Origin of the sequence: Roseinatronobacter domitianus, from assembly GCF_023336755.1 — a bacterium.
GTDB lineage: Bacteria > Pseudomonadota > Alphaproteobacteria > Rhodobacterales > Rhodobacteraceae > Roseinatronobacter > Roseinatronobacter domitianus.
The window spans coordinates 17,775-32,960 of sequence record NZ_JALZWP010000011.1 but is presented as its reverse complement, the minus strand read 5'-3'; the positions used below and the strand labels follow the sequence as shown (position 1 = coordinate 32,960).

General features: G+C 60.0%; 16 protein-coding genes. 6 read left to right on the top strand and 10 right to left on the bottom strand.

Annotated elements, in window-relative coordinates:
* Positions 1–4 precede the first annotated feature (4 nt).
* Entirely contained in the window at positions 5–784 is a 780-nt protein-coding gene (locus M3N55_RS11620) for an HAD family hydrolase (protein ID WP_249059179.1), read from the top strand.
* Positions 781–2,301: a glucosylglycerol-phosphate synthase gene (gene ggpS, locus M3N55_RS11615; RefSeq protein WP_249059178.1), complete on the top strand. Its 1,521-nt coding sequence runs from the start codon at positions 781–783 to the stop codon at positions 2,299–2,301. Before M3N55_RS11620 ends, ggpS begins: the two co-directional genes overlap by 4 nt.
* Before the next feature lie 27 nt (positions 2,302–2,328).
* On the opposite strand, the gene mnhG is transcribed toward ggpS, so the two are convergent.
* From mnhG to mbhE, 7 genes are read right to left on the bottom strand one after another with little or no spacing between them, the layout of a single operon-like run.
* Complete coding sequence (gene mnhG / locus M3N55_RS11610) at positions 2,329–2,637, bottom strand: monovalent cation/H(+) antiporter subunit G (RefSeq protein ID WP_249059177.1); 309 nt, start codon at positions 2,635–2,637, stop codon at positions 2,329–2,331.
* Positions 2,630–2,956 (bottom strand): MrpF/PhaF family protein, encoded by a 327-nt coding sequence (locus tag M3N55_RS11605; RefSeq protein ID WP_249059176.1) that lies wholly within the window; start codon positions 2,954–2,956, stop codon positions 2,630–2,632. Before M3N55_RS11605 ends, mnhG begins: the two co-directional genes overlap by 8 nt.
* Positions 2,953–3,432: a Na+/H+ antiporter subunit E gene (locus tag M3N55_RS11600; protein ID WP_249059175.1), complete on the bottom strand. Its 480-nt coding sequence runs from the start codon at positions 3,430–3,432 to the stop codon at positions 2,953–2,955. The genes M3N55_RS11605 and M3N55_RS11600 overlap by 4 nt, the downstream gene beginning before the upstream one ends.
* A complete protein-coding gene (locus tag M3N55_RS11595; RefSeq protein ID WP_249059174.1) occupies positions 3,429–4,928 on the bottom strand; it encodes a Na+/H+ antiporter subunit D in 1,500 nt (499 codons plus the stop codon). Before M3N55_RS11595 ends, M3N55_RS11600 begins: the two co-directional genes overlap by 4 nt.
* The gene (locus M3N55_RS11590; RefSeq protein ID WP_249059172.1) at positions 4,925–5,290 is read right to left on the bottom strand and encodes a Na+/H+ antiporter subunit C; all 366 of its coding nucleotides are present in this window, start codon (positions 5,288–5,290) and stop codon (positions 4,925–4,927) included. The genes M3N55_RS11595 and M3N55_RS11590 overlap by 4 nt, the downstream gene beginning before the upstream one ends.
* 3 nt (positions 5,291–5,293) lie before the next feature.
* On the bottom strand, positions 5,294–5,716 hold the full coding sequence (locus tag M3N55_RS11585) for an MnhB domain-containing protein (protein ID WP_249059170.1): 423 nt from the start codon (positions 5,714–5,716) through the stop codon (positions 5,294–5,296).
* Positions 5,713–7,989, bottom strand: a complete 2,277-nt coding sequence (mbhE, locus tag M3N55_RS11580; RefSeq protein WP_249059163.1) for a hydrogen gas-evolving membrane-bound hydrogenase subunit E — start codon at positions 7,987–7,989, stop codon at positions 5,713–5,715. Before mbhE ends, M3N55_RS11585 begins: the two co-directional genes overlap by 4 nt.
* A 330-nt stretch (positions 7,990–8,319) precedes the next feature.
* On the opposite strand from mbhE, the gene M3N55_RS11575 reads away from it, so the two are divergent.
* Genes M3N55_RS11575 through M3N55_RS11565 form a run of 3 tightly spaced genes read left to right on the top strand, consistent with a single transcriptional unit; the run spans position 8,320 to position 10,531 of the window.
* A complete protein-coding gene (locus tag M3N55_RS11575; protein WP_249059160.1) occupies positions 8,320–8,643 on the top strand; it encodes a hypothetical protein in 324 nt (107 codons plus the stop codon).
* A complete protein-coding gene (locus tag M3N55_RS11570) occupies positions 8,624–9,634 on the top strand; it encodes a P1 family peptidase (protein ID WP_249059159.1) in 1,011 nt (336 codons plus the stop codon). Before M3N55_RS11575 ends, M3N55_RS11570 begins: the two co-directional genes overlap by 20 nt.
* A gap of 27 nt (positions 9,635–9,661) precedes the next feature.
* Positions 9,662–10,531, top strand: coding sequence for a DMT family transporter (locus M3N55_RS11565; protein ID WP_249059145.1), 870 nt, complete (start codon positions 9,662–9,664; stop codon positions 10,529–10,531).
* Here the strand turns inward: M3N55_RS11565 and M3N55_RS11560 are convergent.
* The 3 genes from M3N55_RS11560 to M3N55_RS11550 form a co-directional block, all read right to left on the bottom strand.
* The gene (locus M3N55_RS11560; protein WP_249059142.1) at positions 10,513–10,956 is read right to left on the bottom strand and encodes a YcgN family cysteine cluster protein; all 444 of its coding nucleotides are present in this window, start codon (positions 10,954–10,956) and stop codon (positions 10,513–10,515) included. The genes M3N55_RS11565 and M3N55_RS11560 overlap by 19 nt on opposite strands.
* A gap of 105 nt (positions 10,957–11,061) precedes the next feature.
* Complete coding sequence (locus M3N55_RS11555) at positions 11,062–12,348, bottom strand: NAD(P)H-dependent oxidoreductase (RefSeq protein WP_249059140.1); 1,287 nt, start codon at positions 12,346–12,348, stop codon at positions 11,062–11,064.
* Positions 12,345–13,097 carry an SDR family NAD(P)-dependent oxidoreductase gene (locus M3N55_RS11550; RefSeq protein WP_249059138.1) on the bottom strand — a complete coding sequence of 251 codons (753 nt, stop codon included), beginning with the start codon at positions 13,095–13,097 and terminating at the stop codon, positions 12,345–12,347. The genes M3N55_RS11555 and M3N55_RS11550 overlap by 4 nt, the downstream gene beginning before the upstream one ends.
* A gap of 109 nt (positions 13,098–13,206) precedes the next feature.
* Here M3N55_RS11550 and M3N55_RS11545 point away from each other — a divergent pair, with 109 nt between their 5' ends.
* On the top strand, positions 13,207–15,186 hold the full coding sequence (locus M3N55_RS11545; protein ID WP_249059135.1) for an AsmA family protein: 1,980 nt from the start codon (positions 13,207–13,209) through the stop codon (positions 15,184–15,186).

Below are 15,186 nucleotides of genomic sequence, written 5' to 3'. Positions count from 1 at the left end.
CTCTATGGATACCCTGTCACACCGCCCCATGGCCGGGCAGAGCACCCGAATGGTGCTGGCCACCGATCTGGACGGAACCTTTCTGGGCGGTAGCCCGCAACATCGTCGCATGCTTTACGATTGGTTGCGCGAACAGCCCGATGTCCAGCTAATATTCGTCACTGGCCGCGATCCGGACTTCATTGGTAGCCTGTGCGCGGATGGCACCGTGCCCAGCCCGGAATTTGTGATCGGGGATGTCGGAACGACCATCGCGCGATTCGAGTCTGGCCGCGTCCAGCCCATGATCGACCTTGAAATGCCGATCACACAAGCTTGGCACGGATTGGCGACAGAGGTGCAAGCGCGGCTTCTGTCGGTCGGTGGGCTACGGTTACAAAATGTCCCTTTTCGCCACCGGTTATCCTACGAATACGATACCAGCTTTGATCGCGCGGCGCTGACCGTGCTTGAGGATTTGGCAGTCGATACCATCGTCTCGCATGGGTGCTTTGTTGATGTATTGCCGCGCGGCGTCAGCAAGGGGCCGTCGCTGCTACGGCTCATCGCGCATCTGGGGCTTGAAGCGGAGCGCGTGCTGGTCGCGGGCGACACGCTCAACGACCTGTCCATGTTTGAAACGGGTCTGCATGGCGCGCTGGTCGGTGGCTCTGAAGCTGAACTTTTGAACGCGACCGCCCATCTGCCGCGCGCGCATCGCTGCCGCCATATTGGCGCAGGTGGAATTATCGAAGCCATTCACGCCCACACCCTGCACGCAACCCCACCGGAGCTGCCGCTATGAAATCGGACCTTGTGATCGTTTACCACCGCCAACCCTATGAGGAGGTGATCGAGGATGGGCAGGTGCAGTATCGTGAAAACTCCAGCCCGAACGGGATTGTGCCTACGATGAAGGGGTTTTTGGGGCAGGCCAATCGTGGCGCATGGGTCGCGTGGAAAGAGGCCGAGGATACCGCCAATCCCGGTTTCGAGCCGGTGATAGAGATTTCAGACAGTTTCGGCACCTACACTGTCAGCCGACTTCCACTGACAAAAGAGCAGGTCAGCAGCTTTTACCACGTGACCAGCAAAGAAGCCTTCTGGCCGATCCTGCACGGGTTCAAGGAACGCTACAATTATGATCCTGTCGATTGGCCGACCTTTCGTGCTGTGAACTGGGCTTTTGCCGAAGCTGCCGCCGAACAGGCCACCGATGAAGCTGTGATCTGGGTGCATGACTATAACCTGTGGCTGGTGCCGGGCTATCTGCGGCAGTTGAAACCTAATGCCACGATCTGTTTCTTTCATCACACGCCGTTTCCGGGGCCGGATATGTTCAACGTGCTGCCGTGGCGCGAAGAGATTATCGGCAGCTTGATGACCTGCGACAGCGTGGGCTTTCACATCCCGCGCTACGCCCAGAATTTCGCCGCTGTGGTGCGATCCATAAAGGGTGCAAAGCTGGTGTCAGAGGCTGAAACACCCAGCACGTTGTCCGCCACGGGTGTTGCGTTGAATGACCGGCGTATGCCGCTGATGCTGGAGCATATGGGGTCCACGACCTGCGTGCATACCAATCCTGTCGGGGTAAATTTCGACTACATTCAGGAACTGGCGCAAAAGCCGGAAGTGGCAGAGCGCGTGCGCGAAATTCGTGCGGAGCTTGGCGAAACAAAGTTAATCTTATCAGTATCGCGGACCGACTATACCAAGGGAAATATTGAACAGCTTGAAGCCTTTGAGCGGCTTTTGACCCGTCGTTCCGATCTGCGAGGCAAGGTTCGGCTGATGTTGGTTTCGGTTGGCGCGAACCGCAACATGACTGCCTATGCCGAAGTTCAGGACGCGATCGAAGGGCTGGTCGGGCGGATCAATGGAAGCTTTGGCAGTTTCGACTGGCAGCCTGTCACTTTGGTCAGCAAGGCGATTCCGCTCGCGCAGCTTGTGGCTTATTACCGTGCGGCCGATATGGCATCTATCACGCCGCTGGCGGATGGGCTGAACCTTGTGGCGTCCGAATTTTGCGCCGCGCGGGATCTGACCCACCCAGGCGCGCTGATCTTGTCGGAATTCGCCGGCTGCGCGGTGCTGCTGGATGGGGCAATCCCAGTCAACCCGTTTTCGCATTCCTCGATGGACTCGGCTTTGGAGCAGGCATTGTCCATGGGGATGGAAGAGGCCAGCGCGCGCATGGCTGCCCTGCGCCGGTCTGCCCGGACTTGGGACATTGCCGCATGGACCCATTCCGAAATGGCGCATTTCCGCACGCTGCAACGCGAGCGCCATGGAACAGGTCCACATATGGCCCCAGCCGCCTAAGCCCTCGCCCCTCTGTGCCGCCGACATTCAGTCGGCATTGTCCGGCTTGCCCTGAAGCGATTTCGTGCGCTTCGCATGGGCGCGTCCGATCATATGCGCCGAAATCGGGGCGGTCAGCAGTAGGAACAGCGCTGCCGCAATAACCTTGCTGATGATATCGCCCGTCCCTTGATGCAGGGCAAGACCCGCTAGAACAAGCAATGCGCCCAGCGTCCCGGCCTTGGTCGAGGCATGCATCCGCGTCAGCAGGTCAGGCAGACGCACAATGCCGATTGCGGCGATCAGCACAAACCCAGAGCCAGCCAAAAGCAATGCACCGATCACAATATCAGCCATCTGACTGCTCCTTTTCGGGGTCGGCGCGTTCCGCGTCTTCTTGTTGAAAGCGCTTTTCAGCGTAGCGCGCCAGTGCGACAGTTGCCAGGAACCCGACCAATGCCAGCACGATGGCCACGTCCAGAAATGATGGTTCATCCATGAATACGGCATAGACGCCGCAAAAAGAGATGATCGTAACGGTCATCATATCAAGGGCAACCACACGGTCTGCCAAGGATGGTCCCTTGACCAGGCGGATCAGCGCAACGGCCAGCCCCAGAAGGATCAGGAACAACGAAATCTGAATTGCCATGGACAGAAATACGGCAGATGTCATGTCTCAAACACTCCCATGATTAGGCGCTCGAACCCATCCTTGATATCTTTACATAGCGCGTCGGGGTCATCCGCGAACATGGCGTGCACGGTTAGTATCTTACGGTCCTCGGACACATCTACGCTAAGCGTGCCCGGTGTCAGGGAGATGAGATTGGTCAGCAGCAATATCTCGAAGTCGTTCTTGACCGTCAGCGGGATGTCGATCAGCCCAGGGTTGTTGCGGGGCACAGGGCGTATCACGTCCCACGCGACCTCTACCGAGGACAGCAGCAATTCCCACAGGAAAAACAGGCTCAGATATATAATGCGATACAGACGTTTGAAATACAGCCGGTCAATGCCTGTCAGAGGTTGCGACAGCCAGAGCGCGACAAACCCAAGGACAGCGCCAGTCGTAAGCGAGCTAAGGCTGTAATCCCCTGTCATCACGGCCCAAGCAAAAGCCAACAGCAGATTGAACAAGAAGCCGTTCATGGTTGCACCCCCAGAACAGTCGTGACGTAGTCAGTTGGGTCCAGAAGCTGGTTTGCCGCTGTCTCGGCAAATTGAACGAAGGGTTCCGGGTAGAACCCGATGACGATGGTCATCGCGGCCAGCGCGGCAATCGGCAGGATCATGGCCCGTGTTACCTGCGGCGGTGCGCGGTTGGGGGTGGGGTCAATTCCGTCTGGATGCGGTTTCCAGAATGCCATGGCCCAGATCTTGGTCATGGAATAGATGGTCAGCAAACCGACGAACAAAGACACGAAGGTCACGAACCAGAAATTCAGTTCCAAGGCCGCCTTCACGATCAGGTATTTCGCCCAGAAACCGGACAAGGGCGGGAATCCGGCCAGCGAAAAGGCCGGGATGATGAACAAAGCCGCCAGCAAGGGGGCGGATTTATACAGCCCGCCAATTCGGTTCAGATCGGTGCTTCCGGCATACTGTCGGGCGAGGCCTGCGACAAAGAACAGGTTTGCCTTCACGATGATGTGGTGCACGAGGTAGAATACGCCGCCCATCAGTGCCAAAGGCGTGAACAGGGCCAAGCCCAAGGTCATGTAGCCGATCTGGCTGATGATGTGAAATGACAGGATTTTGCGGAAATCCGTTTGTGCGGCCGCACCGATCACCCCTGTGAACATGGTCAGCAATGACACCCAGAGCAGTATTTCATGGGTAAAGCCAATATCGCCAACAAAGACGAGGCTGAACATGCGCATCAATGCGTAGACACCCACTTTCGTCAGCAACCCGGCGAATACCGCCGACACCGCGAAATAGGGGGTGTGATAGCTGGCGGGCAACCAGAAAAACAATGGAAATACCGCGGCCTTCACACCAAAGCCCACCATGAACATCATCGCGATCACGGTTATCAAACCTTGGTTTTCTGCCGCGGCAACGGCGCCGCGCAGGTCGGCCATGTTCAACGTCCCGGTGACACCGTAGAGCATGCCGATCCCGGACAGAAATACCAAGGTAGAGACAAGGTTGAGCGCAACGTATTTGATGCCCGCATCCAGCCTTTCTTTGCCGCCCCCGATGACCAGCAAAGAGAAGGATGCGATCAGCATCACCTCGAACCAGACATATAGGTTAAACAGGTCGCCTGTCAGAAAGGCCCCTGTGACCCCGGCAAGCAGGGTCTGGAACAGGGCATAAAAGCCAAGTTTCTCTGTTTCTTCTGGGATCTCGCCAAGTGCGTAGACAGTGGTTGCCAACCCTGTGATCGCGGTGATGACAACCATGACTGCACTTAGGTAATCCGCCACCAGAGTAATGCCAAATGGAGCGCTCCAGTTCGACATCTGCGCGGCGACGACCCCTTCTTTCAGAACGGAAACCATCAGGACCGCGGCGGCAACAAGTGCCAGAACCGATCCGACAACGGACACCCACCGATTGGCTGGGGAATTGCGTAATATGAACGCGATCACCGCCGTGATGAACGGAATCACAAGCGGCATAACCAGAACCCAACTCATTTCGTGGTATCCTCCTTGGGTTCTGCATGGCGCATCGCGTCGGTATCGACGACGTGCAGGCGGCGATACGCTTCGAACACCAGTGCCAACAGGAACGCCAGCAATCCAAAGCCGATCACGATGGCGGTCAGCACCAGGGCTTGGGGTAGGGCATTTCCGATGTCAGTCAGGGGTGCGTCCTGACCATAGGGCACCAGGGCCGGTTCACCCTTGGTCATGCGACCGGCGGTAAAGATGGTCAAGTTCACAGCATTCGACAGCAGGATCAGACCGAACATGAAGCGCATGATGTTTCGCGCTAACATCATGTAGACGGCCGCAGCCGTCAGCACGCCTATTAAAATGGCAGTCAGGCTTTCCATGGTTCAGGTCTCCTCGTCGAAAGCAAAGGCGAGGCTGAGGATTCCGCCCAGCACCACAAGGTAAACGCCAATGTCGAACACCAGGATGCTGTTTGGAGCAAAGACGGCGGTGTCGTAGCTGTCCCCCCCAATCCAGAACCACTGGCCGGTGAAGAGCGGATCGCCCATGAAAAACGAAAGCAACCCGGCCAGAAGCGCAATGCCAAGGCCAATGGCAGCGATGGTTTCCGGCGCCATGTGAAGCGCCTTGCGGGCTTCGGCCGGGCCTTTTGCCAAGGAGTAGACAATGAATGACACCGCCCCCAAAAGCCCGCCGATAAAACCGCCACCGGGCAGGTTATGCCCGCGCAGCAACATGAACAGTGAGAACACGAAGATCAGGGCAACCAGCAAGCGCGCCCCGGTTTCAAATATGACCGATTTCATTTCTTGGCCTCATCTGCTTTGCCGCTTCGCGCAAACCCTTTCAGCAGGGCCGCCGCGCCGATTGCGGCAATCATGACCACGGCGATTTCGCCAAATGTGTCGATTGCGCGGAAATCCACCAGGATCACATTCACGATGTTGCGCCCGAAGGCTTCGGTCCAACTGGCCGCTTCAAAAAATTCTGTCAGGCGTCGGTCGAAGGGTTGGTCGACAACCAGCAGCAAGGTCAGCGTTGTTCCGACACCGACTGCGCAAGCCAGGGCGGCATTTGCAAAGCTGTGCTTTTGTACGCCGTCCGGGTCCAGATTCGGCATTTTAAGGAAAGCGAAGGCCATCAGAAGCACCACCAGCAATTCTACCAGCAATTGCGTGATGGCCACGTCCGGCGCAGAGAATATGATGAAAATCATGGCAACGCCTACGCCAACCACGCCAAGCGCGACAAGGGCGACAATGCGCGACGATGTCAGCGCAGTCACCACTGTTCCCGCCACGATGAGGAGCGCCACACCCCATTCCATAAAGCTGAGGCTTGCTAGCCGCAGCTCTATGCCGCCCACGTCGCGTAGCACCAGCGTAACCAGTACGGTTGCCGCAAAGACGCCAAAGGTAGCGAATATGTATTGGCGTAGAACCCCTGTCTGGATCAGCGCAGTCTGTGCTTTTGTGAATGTGACGAAACGGTCCAGCAGCGTGTCCCAGCCTGCATCCAGATCGGGGCCGCGTGCCTCTATCCAGATAAGCGCGCGGCGCAGTTTCTGGTGGCCCAGATACAGCGCGAAGCCGAGTGCGAAGGTTACAAGGCTTAGAACCAGTGGCAGGTTGAACCCGGCCCAGAGCTTGACTCTGCCGCCCTTGTCGGGCGCACCCATAACGGCGTTTACTGCGGGTTCGATCAGGTAATAGGCGCTAATTCCGGGCAGAACGCCAAACGCAAGGCCCAGCGTGCCCAGCACCACCGGGCCGAATAGCATTGGCCACGGCCCCTCATGCGGGGCATGGGGCAGTTTGCCTTGCGGGCCGAAAAATGGCTTATAGGCCACGATACCGGCCACAGCGAACATCAGCGCGAAAGCAGCCAGCGCCATGGGCAGCACAAATACCGACAGTTGCATTTCCAGCGCCCCTGCATAGGCGACCTCTTTGGCTATAAAGCCCAAGACGGGCGGCACACCGGCCATTGCCAGCCCGGCCGCAATGGCGGCGGCGGCGGTGATCGGCATGGCACGCGCCAATCCGCCCAGGACATCCGCGTCGCGGGTATGTGTTGCGTGATCGACGATGCCGATAATCAGGAACAGACCGGCTTTGTAGAGCGAATGCACCAACAGAAAGGTCATCGCCGCCGTGATCGCGTAGCCGCTGGACCCGGCAAGGAACATGACCAAGGTGCCCAAGGCCATCAAGGTCGTATAGGCAAGCGTCTGCTTCAGATCGGTTTGGCGCAGCGCCATGAAAGAGGCAAACACCGCCGTAACGGCCCCGAAAATGGACAATGTCCAGACCCAGACATCGCTGCCCGACAGGGATGGGTGCAGGCGCGCCAGCAAGTAGACCCCAGCTTTGACCATGGTTGCGGAATGCAGATAGGCGGAAACCGGCGTTGGCGCGGCCATGGCGTTCGGCAACCAGAAATGGAACGGCACTTGTGCAGATTTGGTAAACGCACCGCATAGCACAAGAATCAGGATCAGCAGGTAGAATGGATGCTCTGCCATGCTGCCCGCCGCATTCAGTTGCGACAACTCAAACGTGCCTTGTGTGGCGCCGATCAGGATGAAGCCTGCCAGCATGGCCAGTCCGCCCGTGGCTGTCAGCAACAAGGCCTGCAAGGCGTTGCGGCGCGATTTCGGGTCGGTATGGACGAACCCGATCAGCAAATAGGACGTGAAAGTGGTTAACTCCCAGAATACGAACAACGCGATCAGGTTGTCCGCCAGCACCAGCCCCAGCATGGACAGCATGAAGCTGAACAGGTAAATCGCAAACCTGTTATATTGCGGATGTCCGGCCAGATATTTCGCAGCATACAGCATGACCATGGCGCCGATGCCGGTAATCAGCAGCGCAAACATCAGGCTTAGCCCGTCGATCCAGAACGATAGCTGCACACCTAGCGATGGCACCCAATCCCAGACGACCCGCACAGGCTCGCCGCTGGCCACAATGGGCAGGAATTGCAGGAAAAATACGAAAAGCAAGGCTGTTACAGCCGTTGTTCCCAGACCAGACAGGGTCTTCCACTGGGCATTGGGGTCCGAATGATCCGCCATTGTCGGGTCTGGGCTCCTTGCTGGTGCTTCGAATATTGTGGGTCTGATGCCGCCATGGCACGATGCTGTGTATCTTACATTCCACGGTGTCCACAATTCGGTTTGGCACGAAAACGACCCAAAATCGGTATTGCGCAGGTTGAAAGTTGCCAAATCCTGACAAAACCGCCTAACGTTTACCCCACAAGACGCAGCATTGATCGTCATGACGTGCTGTATTGGTTCGAGGCAGACTGAATGAGTGGTAGGATTCCGGCGGAAAGGTGCGCACCCCCCAGCTTGGCGTCTCAGGTCGCCGACGCGCCGGCAACAGAGCCCCAGATAGAGCAGATGACTGCCTATGCGTGCGATGCTGTGGCGGATGTGTCGTTTGCCTTGGCAGCTTTGCCCGTGGAGCTTGCACGCTTGGCGCCGACGGTGCCGGCGTTGCAACTCGTCCTTGTCCTTGCCTCTGCCGCAGATGCCACGCAAAGCATGTTCGGCACGACAGGCCCAAGCGGCCAGCGTTCACAGGAATTGTGGAAACAGGCGGCGCTTATTGGGGTCGATGTGCTTTACCTGTCGCTTCTGGGTCGGCAATCCGCGACAGCAGGTGATCTGCTGGAATATTGGTCACAACAAAATGATACGTCGAATGCCGATGATTCCCTCTGACCGGCCCGGCCTCCGCAATCGGTTGACCGATGTGTGCGGTTTGCGGGTCGGGAACGCGCACGACGCCGCTCTGGCCAGCGGGGTAACGGTTGTGACAGCCGATGCGCCTTTTGCGGCCGGGGTACACATAATGGGTGGTGCGCCCGGCACCCGAGAGACAGAGTTGCTGGCCCCGGATCGGCTGGTGCAGCAGGTGGATGCGCTTGTGCTGTCCGGAGGATCGGCCTTTGGGCTGGACGCTGCGTCGGGCGTGATGGACGGCCTGCGCGCGCAGGGCCGTGGTTATCAAGTCGCAGGCAAAAGCGTGCCCATCGTGCCCGCCGCGATCCTGTTCGATCTGGCAAATGATGGCGCAAAAGACTGGGACGCGAATCCTTATCCGGGGCTTGGGCGCGCAGCATTGCAGGCCGCTACCCCCGATTTCGCCTTGGGCAGTCAGGGCGCCGGGATGGGGGCGACAACGGTTAATTTTGCCGGAGGGCTTGGTTCTGCGTCATGGGTTCTAGAAGGCGGCGCCACCGTGGGCGCGCTGGTGGCCGCCAACCCGGTAGGCAGTGTAACGGTTGGGCAGGGGCCGCATTTCTGGGCTGCGCCGTTCGAGTGGCAGGATGAATTCGGCGGGCTTGGCCCCGCGCCACGGGCGGATTACGCGGCGCCACCCGTGACCAAACTGGCGCGCGAGGCGACGACTTTGGCCATTGTCGCCACCGACGCCTTGCTGACTCAGGCCCAACTTACGCGGATGGCCATTGCCGCGCATGACGGGATGGCGCGCGCCATTGTGCCTTCGCATACGCAGTTCGACGGGGATATCGTCTTTGCAATATCCACGGGCACCGGACCTGCCGCATCGGCGAGAGACATGGTCGCTTTGGGCCATGCTGCGGCCACTTGCCTTGCCCGTGCGATTGCCCGCGCCGTGTATTTGTCCAACCCGCCTGCCTGTATGTCGCGTCCGGCGTATCGAGACGCGCATCTGCGGCTTGACTAGGCCACATGCGCGCCCGACAAAGGCGCTATGAGTGAACATGTTAAAGGTCTGGCCCTGACCACATTGGGCGTGCTTTTCATTGTGCCCGATTCGCTGTTTGTGCGGTTGATCGATGCCCCGGCCATCACGACCGCCTTTTGGCGCAACCTGATCGCGGGCGCGTTGATTCTGGCCTTTGTGCTGGCCACACAAGGGCCGCGGTCGATCACGTCCCTTGCACAGACGGGCCGGGCGGGTCTGGCCTATCTGATCTTTTTCGGCATTGCTGCCAGTGGTTTCGTCTTGGCCGTGTCGCTTACCAGCGTTGCGAATGTGGTGTTCATCCTTGCTGCAACGCCAGTTTTTGCCACGGTGTTCAGCCGGATATTTTTGGCCGAACCGATTTCCATGCGGATGGTTCTGACCATGGCAGGTGTTTTCGCGGGACTGGGCCTTATTCTGCGAGGGTCGCATGAAACTGTCGGCGCAAGCTGGCAAGGCGATCTGGTGGCCCTTGGCGTGGCCGCTGCCTTTGCCGCTGCCATGACCGCGCTGCGGGTGCTGCGCGGCCGCTCGATGCTGGCGGCCGTGCCGGTGTCGCTGATCGGAGCGGCGTTGGTGCTGTTGCCCTTCGCCGATGTCATGGGGCCACTGGCCGCGCAATGGCCACTCCTGCTGGCGCATGGCGCGTTCATTGCCTGCGCCTCATCGTTAATGACGATGGGGCCACGTTACATCACCTCTGCCGAAGTGTCGTTGCTGCTGCTGCTGGAATCGGTGTTGGCACCGCTGCTGGTCTGGGCACTTCTGGGGGAAGACCCCGGCATCTGGGCGATCTGGGGCGGAGCGGTCGTAATCGCGGTTCTGCTGATCTCGAACCTGTGGCTGCTAATGCGGTTTCAGTCGTCCAGAAGGTAGTCTTCCCAGTCGTCCAGTGGCACCACACTTTCAGAAACGGTTTGGTCGTGCATGGACACGCCTGCCTGCCGGACCGTGTCCGGGTCGCCCGTTATCAGGGGATGCCAGAGCGGCAGTTTATGCCCTTCATGCAGCAAACGATAAGCGCAGGTCTCTGGCATCCAATAGGCGATATCCGGCAAGGTGCTGGGCGTTAACACCACGCATTCCGGAACCAGAGACTTGCGGTTCTCGTAGCTTGCACATCGGCACGTGCTGTCATCGAACAGGCGACAGGCAACACGGGTGAAGACCAGTTCATCCGTGTCGATATCTTCCAGCTTGTTCAGGCAGCACCGCCCACAGCCATCACAAAGCGCCTCCCATTCGGGGGCGGTCATTTCCGTCAGGGGCACTGTGTGCCAAAATTCTGGGCGCAGGGTCATGCGCGGCGGGATAGCGCGCTTTTGCCCAGCACAAAAGACCTTTTCGGCACGCGTGGGGCGAGCGCCGTGTCGTGAGTATTTTTGGCAAGATGAAGTCGCAAAGGGTTAGCCCGCCAGCATTTGGCGGCGCAGCTGGACGCCGTTAAGGCTGTCGTTGAGCGCCACATCCTGCATGCGCAGTGTGGTCCCTGCGGGAATGTCGCGGGTCAGGGCTACGCTATGCGCAAGCCCGATGGGCAGAAGCGCTTGCGCGCGGCTAGCTTGGGCCGAAGTGGCGCGGGCGTAGACGGTCCATCCGCCTTCGCCATCCAGAACCTCTCCGGCGCGCAGGTCGCGCTTGGCCACCGCCACGGCATCGCCGCGCCAATCACGGGTCTGCCCGGTGGGTTCACCCCGCAGCGCGACTGACAGGACCGAGACCGACAATTCCAGCCCGATCAGGTGGAAGGGTTTATACATCGCGGCATAGCGCCCCGTGCTGTCGGTGGGCAGGCCGTATTGTTTGAAACAGGCGGCGGCGTAGTCATTCGGCGCTTTCAGCACCACATAGACGCCCCAGCGCAGGTCGCGAAACACGGGCCGCCCGTCGCGTTCGAGTGATGAGACGACCTCAATCATACCATCGCGGGCAAGCTGCCCGCCCGCGCTTTCGGGGCGCAGCACATGGGCCAGATCATCGACCCCGCAGGCCGGAAAGCCGAGGCCCTGTTCCGGCACGTCCAAGCCGCAGGCATTGGCCATGGCCGCCGCTTCGATTGCGGATTTTGTGCCGTCCAGGAACGAGTTGAACATTTGTGGGTTCATGCCCGCGGCTTTGGCAGCGTCGGGCGTCAGGCCGTAATGCGACCACACCTCATCAGGCGTGACATGGTGATAGGCGGGCAGGTATTTGGTGCCTTTGCCGGCGGCTGCCACGTCAAACCCGGTGGCGCGGGCCCAATCCACCATTTCGGACACCAGCGCGGGCTGATCGCCATAGGCCATGGAATAGACGACGCCTGCTTGTGTCGCACGCCGGGCCAGTTCCGCGCCTGCCAACACATCTGCTTCGACATTGACCATGACGATGTGACGGCCTGCATTGATGGCGGCAAGGGCATGGGCGATCCCGGCCTCTGGGTGGCCGGTGGCTTCGATCACCACGTCCACGTCGGCGCAGGCGGCATCCTGGCCATTGTCGGTGAAACGCGTGGCGGCGATGCGCGCGTCATCCCAGCCCACGGTGCGGCAGGCGGCACGGGCGCGGTCGGGGTCCAGATCGGCAATAACGGCGACCTCCAGCCCGGCGATGGTCGGCACTTGCGCAAGAAACATAGAGCCAAACTTGCCTGCGCCGATCAGGGCGGCGCGGATGGGGCGGTCACGTTCAGCGGCCAGACGTGTGAGGTTCATGGCGTGTCCTTTCGCAGCGCGGGAAGGCCCACACCGGTGCTGTCGAAGCCGCCATCGGCGGCCAGAACCTGCCCGGTAATGTAGCTTGCGCTTTCCGAGGCAAGGAAAGTGATCGCGGCCGCGATCTCTGCCTCTGACCCGTAGCGATTGAGCGGGATTGCGTCGTGATACGCGTCGATAATCTCTTGGCTGTGGACTGCCATAGCAAGCTTGGTGCGTACCGGGCCGGGGCAGACGCAATTCGCGCGGACGCCGTATTCGCCCAGTTCCGCCGCTTGCTGTTTGGTTAATTGGATCACGGCAGCCTTGGATGTGCCATAGGCCACCCGCAGGGTCGAGGCACGCAGGCCAGAGATAGAGGCGATATTGACAATGTTCCCGCGGCTGGCCTTCAGCAGCGGCAAAGCTGCCTGAGAACACAGGAAGGTGCCGTCCAGATTGGTGGCCATAACACTGCGCCACAAGGCAAAATCGCAGGCTTCGATCGGGCCGAACTGCGCCACGCCGGCATTGTTTACAAGGCAGTCAAGTTGGTCGAGTGCGGTAAAACTGGCGGCCACGGCATCCGGGTCGGAAATGTCGCAATCGAGCGCGGTCGCTCTGGGGACATCGGCAACCACGCGCGCAAGCTCGGCATGGTCGCGGTCCAGCATCAACACGTTCCAGCCTTGCGCTGCGAAGCTTTGTGCGGTGGCCAGCCCTATGCCGCGCGCCGCCCCCGTGACAAGCGCAACCTTTTGCGTTGACATGTGATCCTCCCTCATTCCGTCGGGCAGAGTTTGGCCGTCGAATTTGTGAAAGACAAGCGCTGTCATGGCCGTTAGGCTTGGTCTGTAAGCAAAGCAAGTGGAGTGTGTCATGCGTCTTGTCAAAGCCCTGTTGGCGGTTGTCTTCGGCCTTGTCGCCTTGGTGGTGGCAGCGTTGGTTTTCATTCCGACCGAACGGCTTGCCACACTTGCGGCGCAGCAATTCGAGGCCGCGACCGGGCGCAGCTTGACCATCGGAGGCGAGATCGGGCTAAGTGTTTACCCGGTCATCGGGGCCACAGCGCAGGATATTTCCATCGGTAATCCCGACTGGGCAGGCGGGGGCGACATGCTGCGCGCCGAGGAGATGGATGTCGGACTGAACCTGATGCGCCTTTTGTCGGGCACGGTTGCGGTGGAACGTGTGGTTCTGCAATCGCCAGTAGTCGTGTTGCGGCGCGGGGCGGATGGGCGCGCGACATGGGAGTTCGGGTCGCCGGAAGCGGCAGAGCCAGTGGCTTCCGGGTCTGGTGGCGTACCTGGTCTGACCTTGGCGCGGGCAGAAATACGCAATGGCAGCCTGAGCTATGTAGATGATGCCAGCGGAATGGATTTACAGGTGACACGGCTGGACGCCACGATGTCGCTTCCGGTTATGGATGGGCCGCTGTCACTGGACGGCTCGGCGCAATTGAACGGCCAACCGGTTTCGGTGGTGTTTCGAGCCGGGAACGCAGGCAACTTGCTGAATGGTGGTTTGACGGCAATCGACCTAGAGGCCGAGATCGCCGGGGCAGAGGCCCGTTTCGAGGGGCGCGTGTCCTTGGCCGACATGGCGGCGGAAGGGCAGGTCAACACGGTGGTTCCTGCGCTGGCGCCGGTCATGGCTGCGATTGGGCAATCGGGCGCGGAATTGCCTGCAAACTTGCGGCCGCTGACATTCTCGGGGCAGCTTACGCATACCACGGGCGGGGAAGTGTTTGTGCGCGGTGGCGCGGCAAATATTGGCGATATCGCCCTGACCGCGGCGGCGGATATTACCCTGACCGGCCCCCGCCCGCACGTGGATGCACAAATCACGGTTCCAGTGCTGGACCTGCGGGGGGCCGGTAGTGGGGGCGCACCACAGGCAGAAGCGGGTTGGTCACGCGACCCGATAGACGCTTCGGCCCTGAGTGCTCTGGACGGCGATATCTCTATTTCCCTGAACGAGTTGCGCAGCGACAGTGGCACATTTGGCCCGATCCGTCTGCGCAGCACCATCGACAACGCGCGTGCGGTGACAGAGATTCGGGAAGCGCGGCTGTTCGGGGGTGGCGTGACGGGGCAGGTCGTTGTCAATAATCGGTCCGGCCTGTCGGCACGGGCTGATCTGCAAGCCAGCGGCATAAGCCTGTTGCAACTCTTGCGCGACACAGCTGGGTTCGAGCGTCTGGAGGGCACGGCCGAGGGGCGTCTTGACCTTCTGGGGTCTGGCAACAGCCTGCACGCAATCATGAACAGCCTGCGGGGCGAGGGGGCGCTGTCCTTTTCCGAGGGAGAGATCCTTGGGCTCGACCTTGCGGGCATGTTGCGCAACCTCGACTTGGGGTATGTCGGGGAAGGCACCAGCACTATTTACAACAGCATCACAGGTAGCTTTGTGGTCACGGATGGCGTGCTGAGCAACGACGACCTGCTGTTCGATTCGGCACGCGTGCAGGTCACAGGCGAGGGGCAGGTCGGGCTTGGTGCGCAGACGCTGGACTACCGTCTTGTTCCGTCGGCATTGAGAGACGAAGAGGGCAATGCGCTGCGGGTGCCCCTGATGGTTACAGGGCCATGGAGCGCGCCGCGCTTCCGGCTGGACATGGAGGCGTTGGCCCGTGAACGGCTTGCCGAGGAACGGGAGCGATTGGAATCGCTCGCGCGTGAAGAAGCCCGGCGACTGGAAGAGCGTGCGCGCGCAGAAGCCGAGGCCAAGATCGCGGATGAACTCGGCGTGACAGCCGAAGAGGGTGAAACGCTTGAAGACACATTGCGGCGCGGCGTCGAACAGCGATTGGGCGAAGAAATCGGCGAAGGGCTGCGCGGGTTGTTCGGGGGGAACTGA

Excerpts from the sequence above, each read along its gene's own strand:
- M3N55_RS11560 (WP_249059142.1), bottom strand. The coding sequence starts at position 10,956 with ATGACCCTGCGCCCAGAATTTTGGCACACAGTGCCCCTGACGGAAATG.
- mnhG (WP_249059177.1), bottom strand. The coding sequence starts at position 2,637 with ATGGCTGATATTGTGATCGGTGCATTGCTTTTGGCTGGCTCTGGGTTT.
- M3N55_RS11620 (WP_249059179.1), top strand. The coding sequence starts at position 5 with ATGGATACCCTGTCACACCGCCCCATGGCCGGGCAGAGCACCCGAATG.
- M3N55_RS11585 (WP_249059170.1), bottom strand. The coding sequence starts at position 5,716 with ATGAAATCGGTCATATTTGAAACCGGGGCGCGCTTGCTGGTTGCCCTG.
- M3N55_RS11590 (WP_249059172.1), bottom strand. The coding sequence starts at position 5,290 with ATGGAAAGCCTGACTGCCATTTTAATAGGCGTGCTGACGGCTGCGGCC.
- mbhE (WP_249059163.1), bottom strand. The coding sequence starts at position 7,989 with ATGGCGGATCATTCGGACCCCAATGCCCAGTGGAAGACCCTGTCTGGT.
- M3N55_RS11605 (WP_249059176.1), bottom strand. The coding sequence starts at position 2,956 with ATGACATCTGCCGTATTTCTGTCCATGGCAATTCAGATTTCGTTGTTC.
- M3N55_RS11570 (WP_249059159.1), top strand. The coding sequence starts at position 8,624 with ATGCCGATGATTCCCTCTGACCGGCCCGGCCTCCGCAATCGGTTGACC.
- M3N55_RS11555 (WP_249059140.1), bottom strand. The coding sequence starts at position 12,348 with ATGAACCTCACACGTCTGGCCGCTGAACGTGACCGCCCCATCCGCGCC.
- M3N55_RS11550 (WP_249059138.1), bottom strand. The coding sequence starts at position 13,097 with ATGTCAACGCAAAAGGTTGCGCTTGTCACGGGGGCGGCGCGCGGCATA.
- M3N55_RS11545 (WP_249059135.1), top strand. The coding sequence starts at position 13,207 with ATGCGTCTTGTCAAAGCCCTGTTGGCGGTTGTCTTCGGCCTTGTCGCC.
- M3N55_RS11565 (WP_249059145.1), top strand. The coding sequence starts at position 9,662 with ATGAGTGAACATGTTAAAGGTCTGGCCCTGACCACATTGGGCGTGCTT.
- ggpS (WP_249059178.1), top strand. The coding sequence starts at position 781 with ATGAAATCGGACCTTGTGATCGTTTACCACCGCCAACCCTATGAGGAG.
- M3N55_RS11595 (WP_249059174.1), bottom strand. The coding sequence starts at position 4,928 with ATGAGTTGGGTTCTGGTTATGCCGCTTGTGATTCCGTTCATCACGGCG.
- M3N55_RS11600 (WP_249059175.1), bottom strand. The coding sequence starts at position 3,432 with ATGAACGGCTTCTTGTTCAATCTGCTGTTGGCTTTTGCTTGGGCCGTG.
- M3N55_RS11575 (WP_249059160.1), top strand. The coding sequence starts at position 8,320 with ATGACTGCCTATGCGTGCGATGCTGTGGCGGATGTGTCGTTTGCCTTG.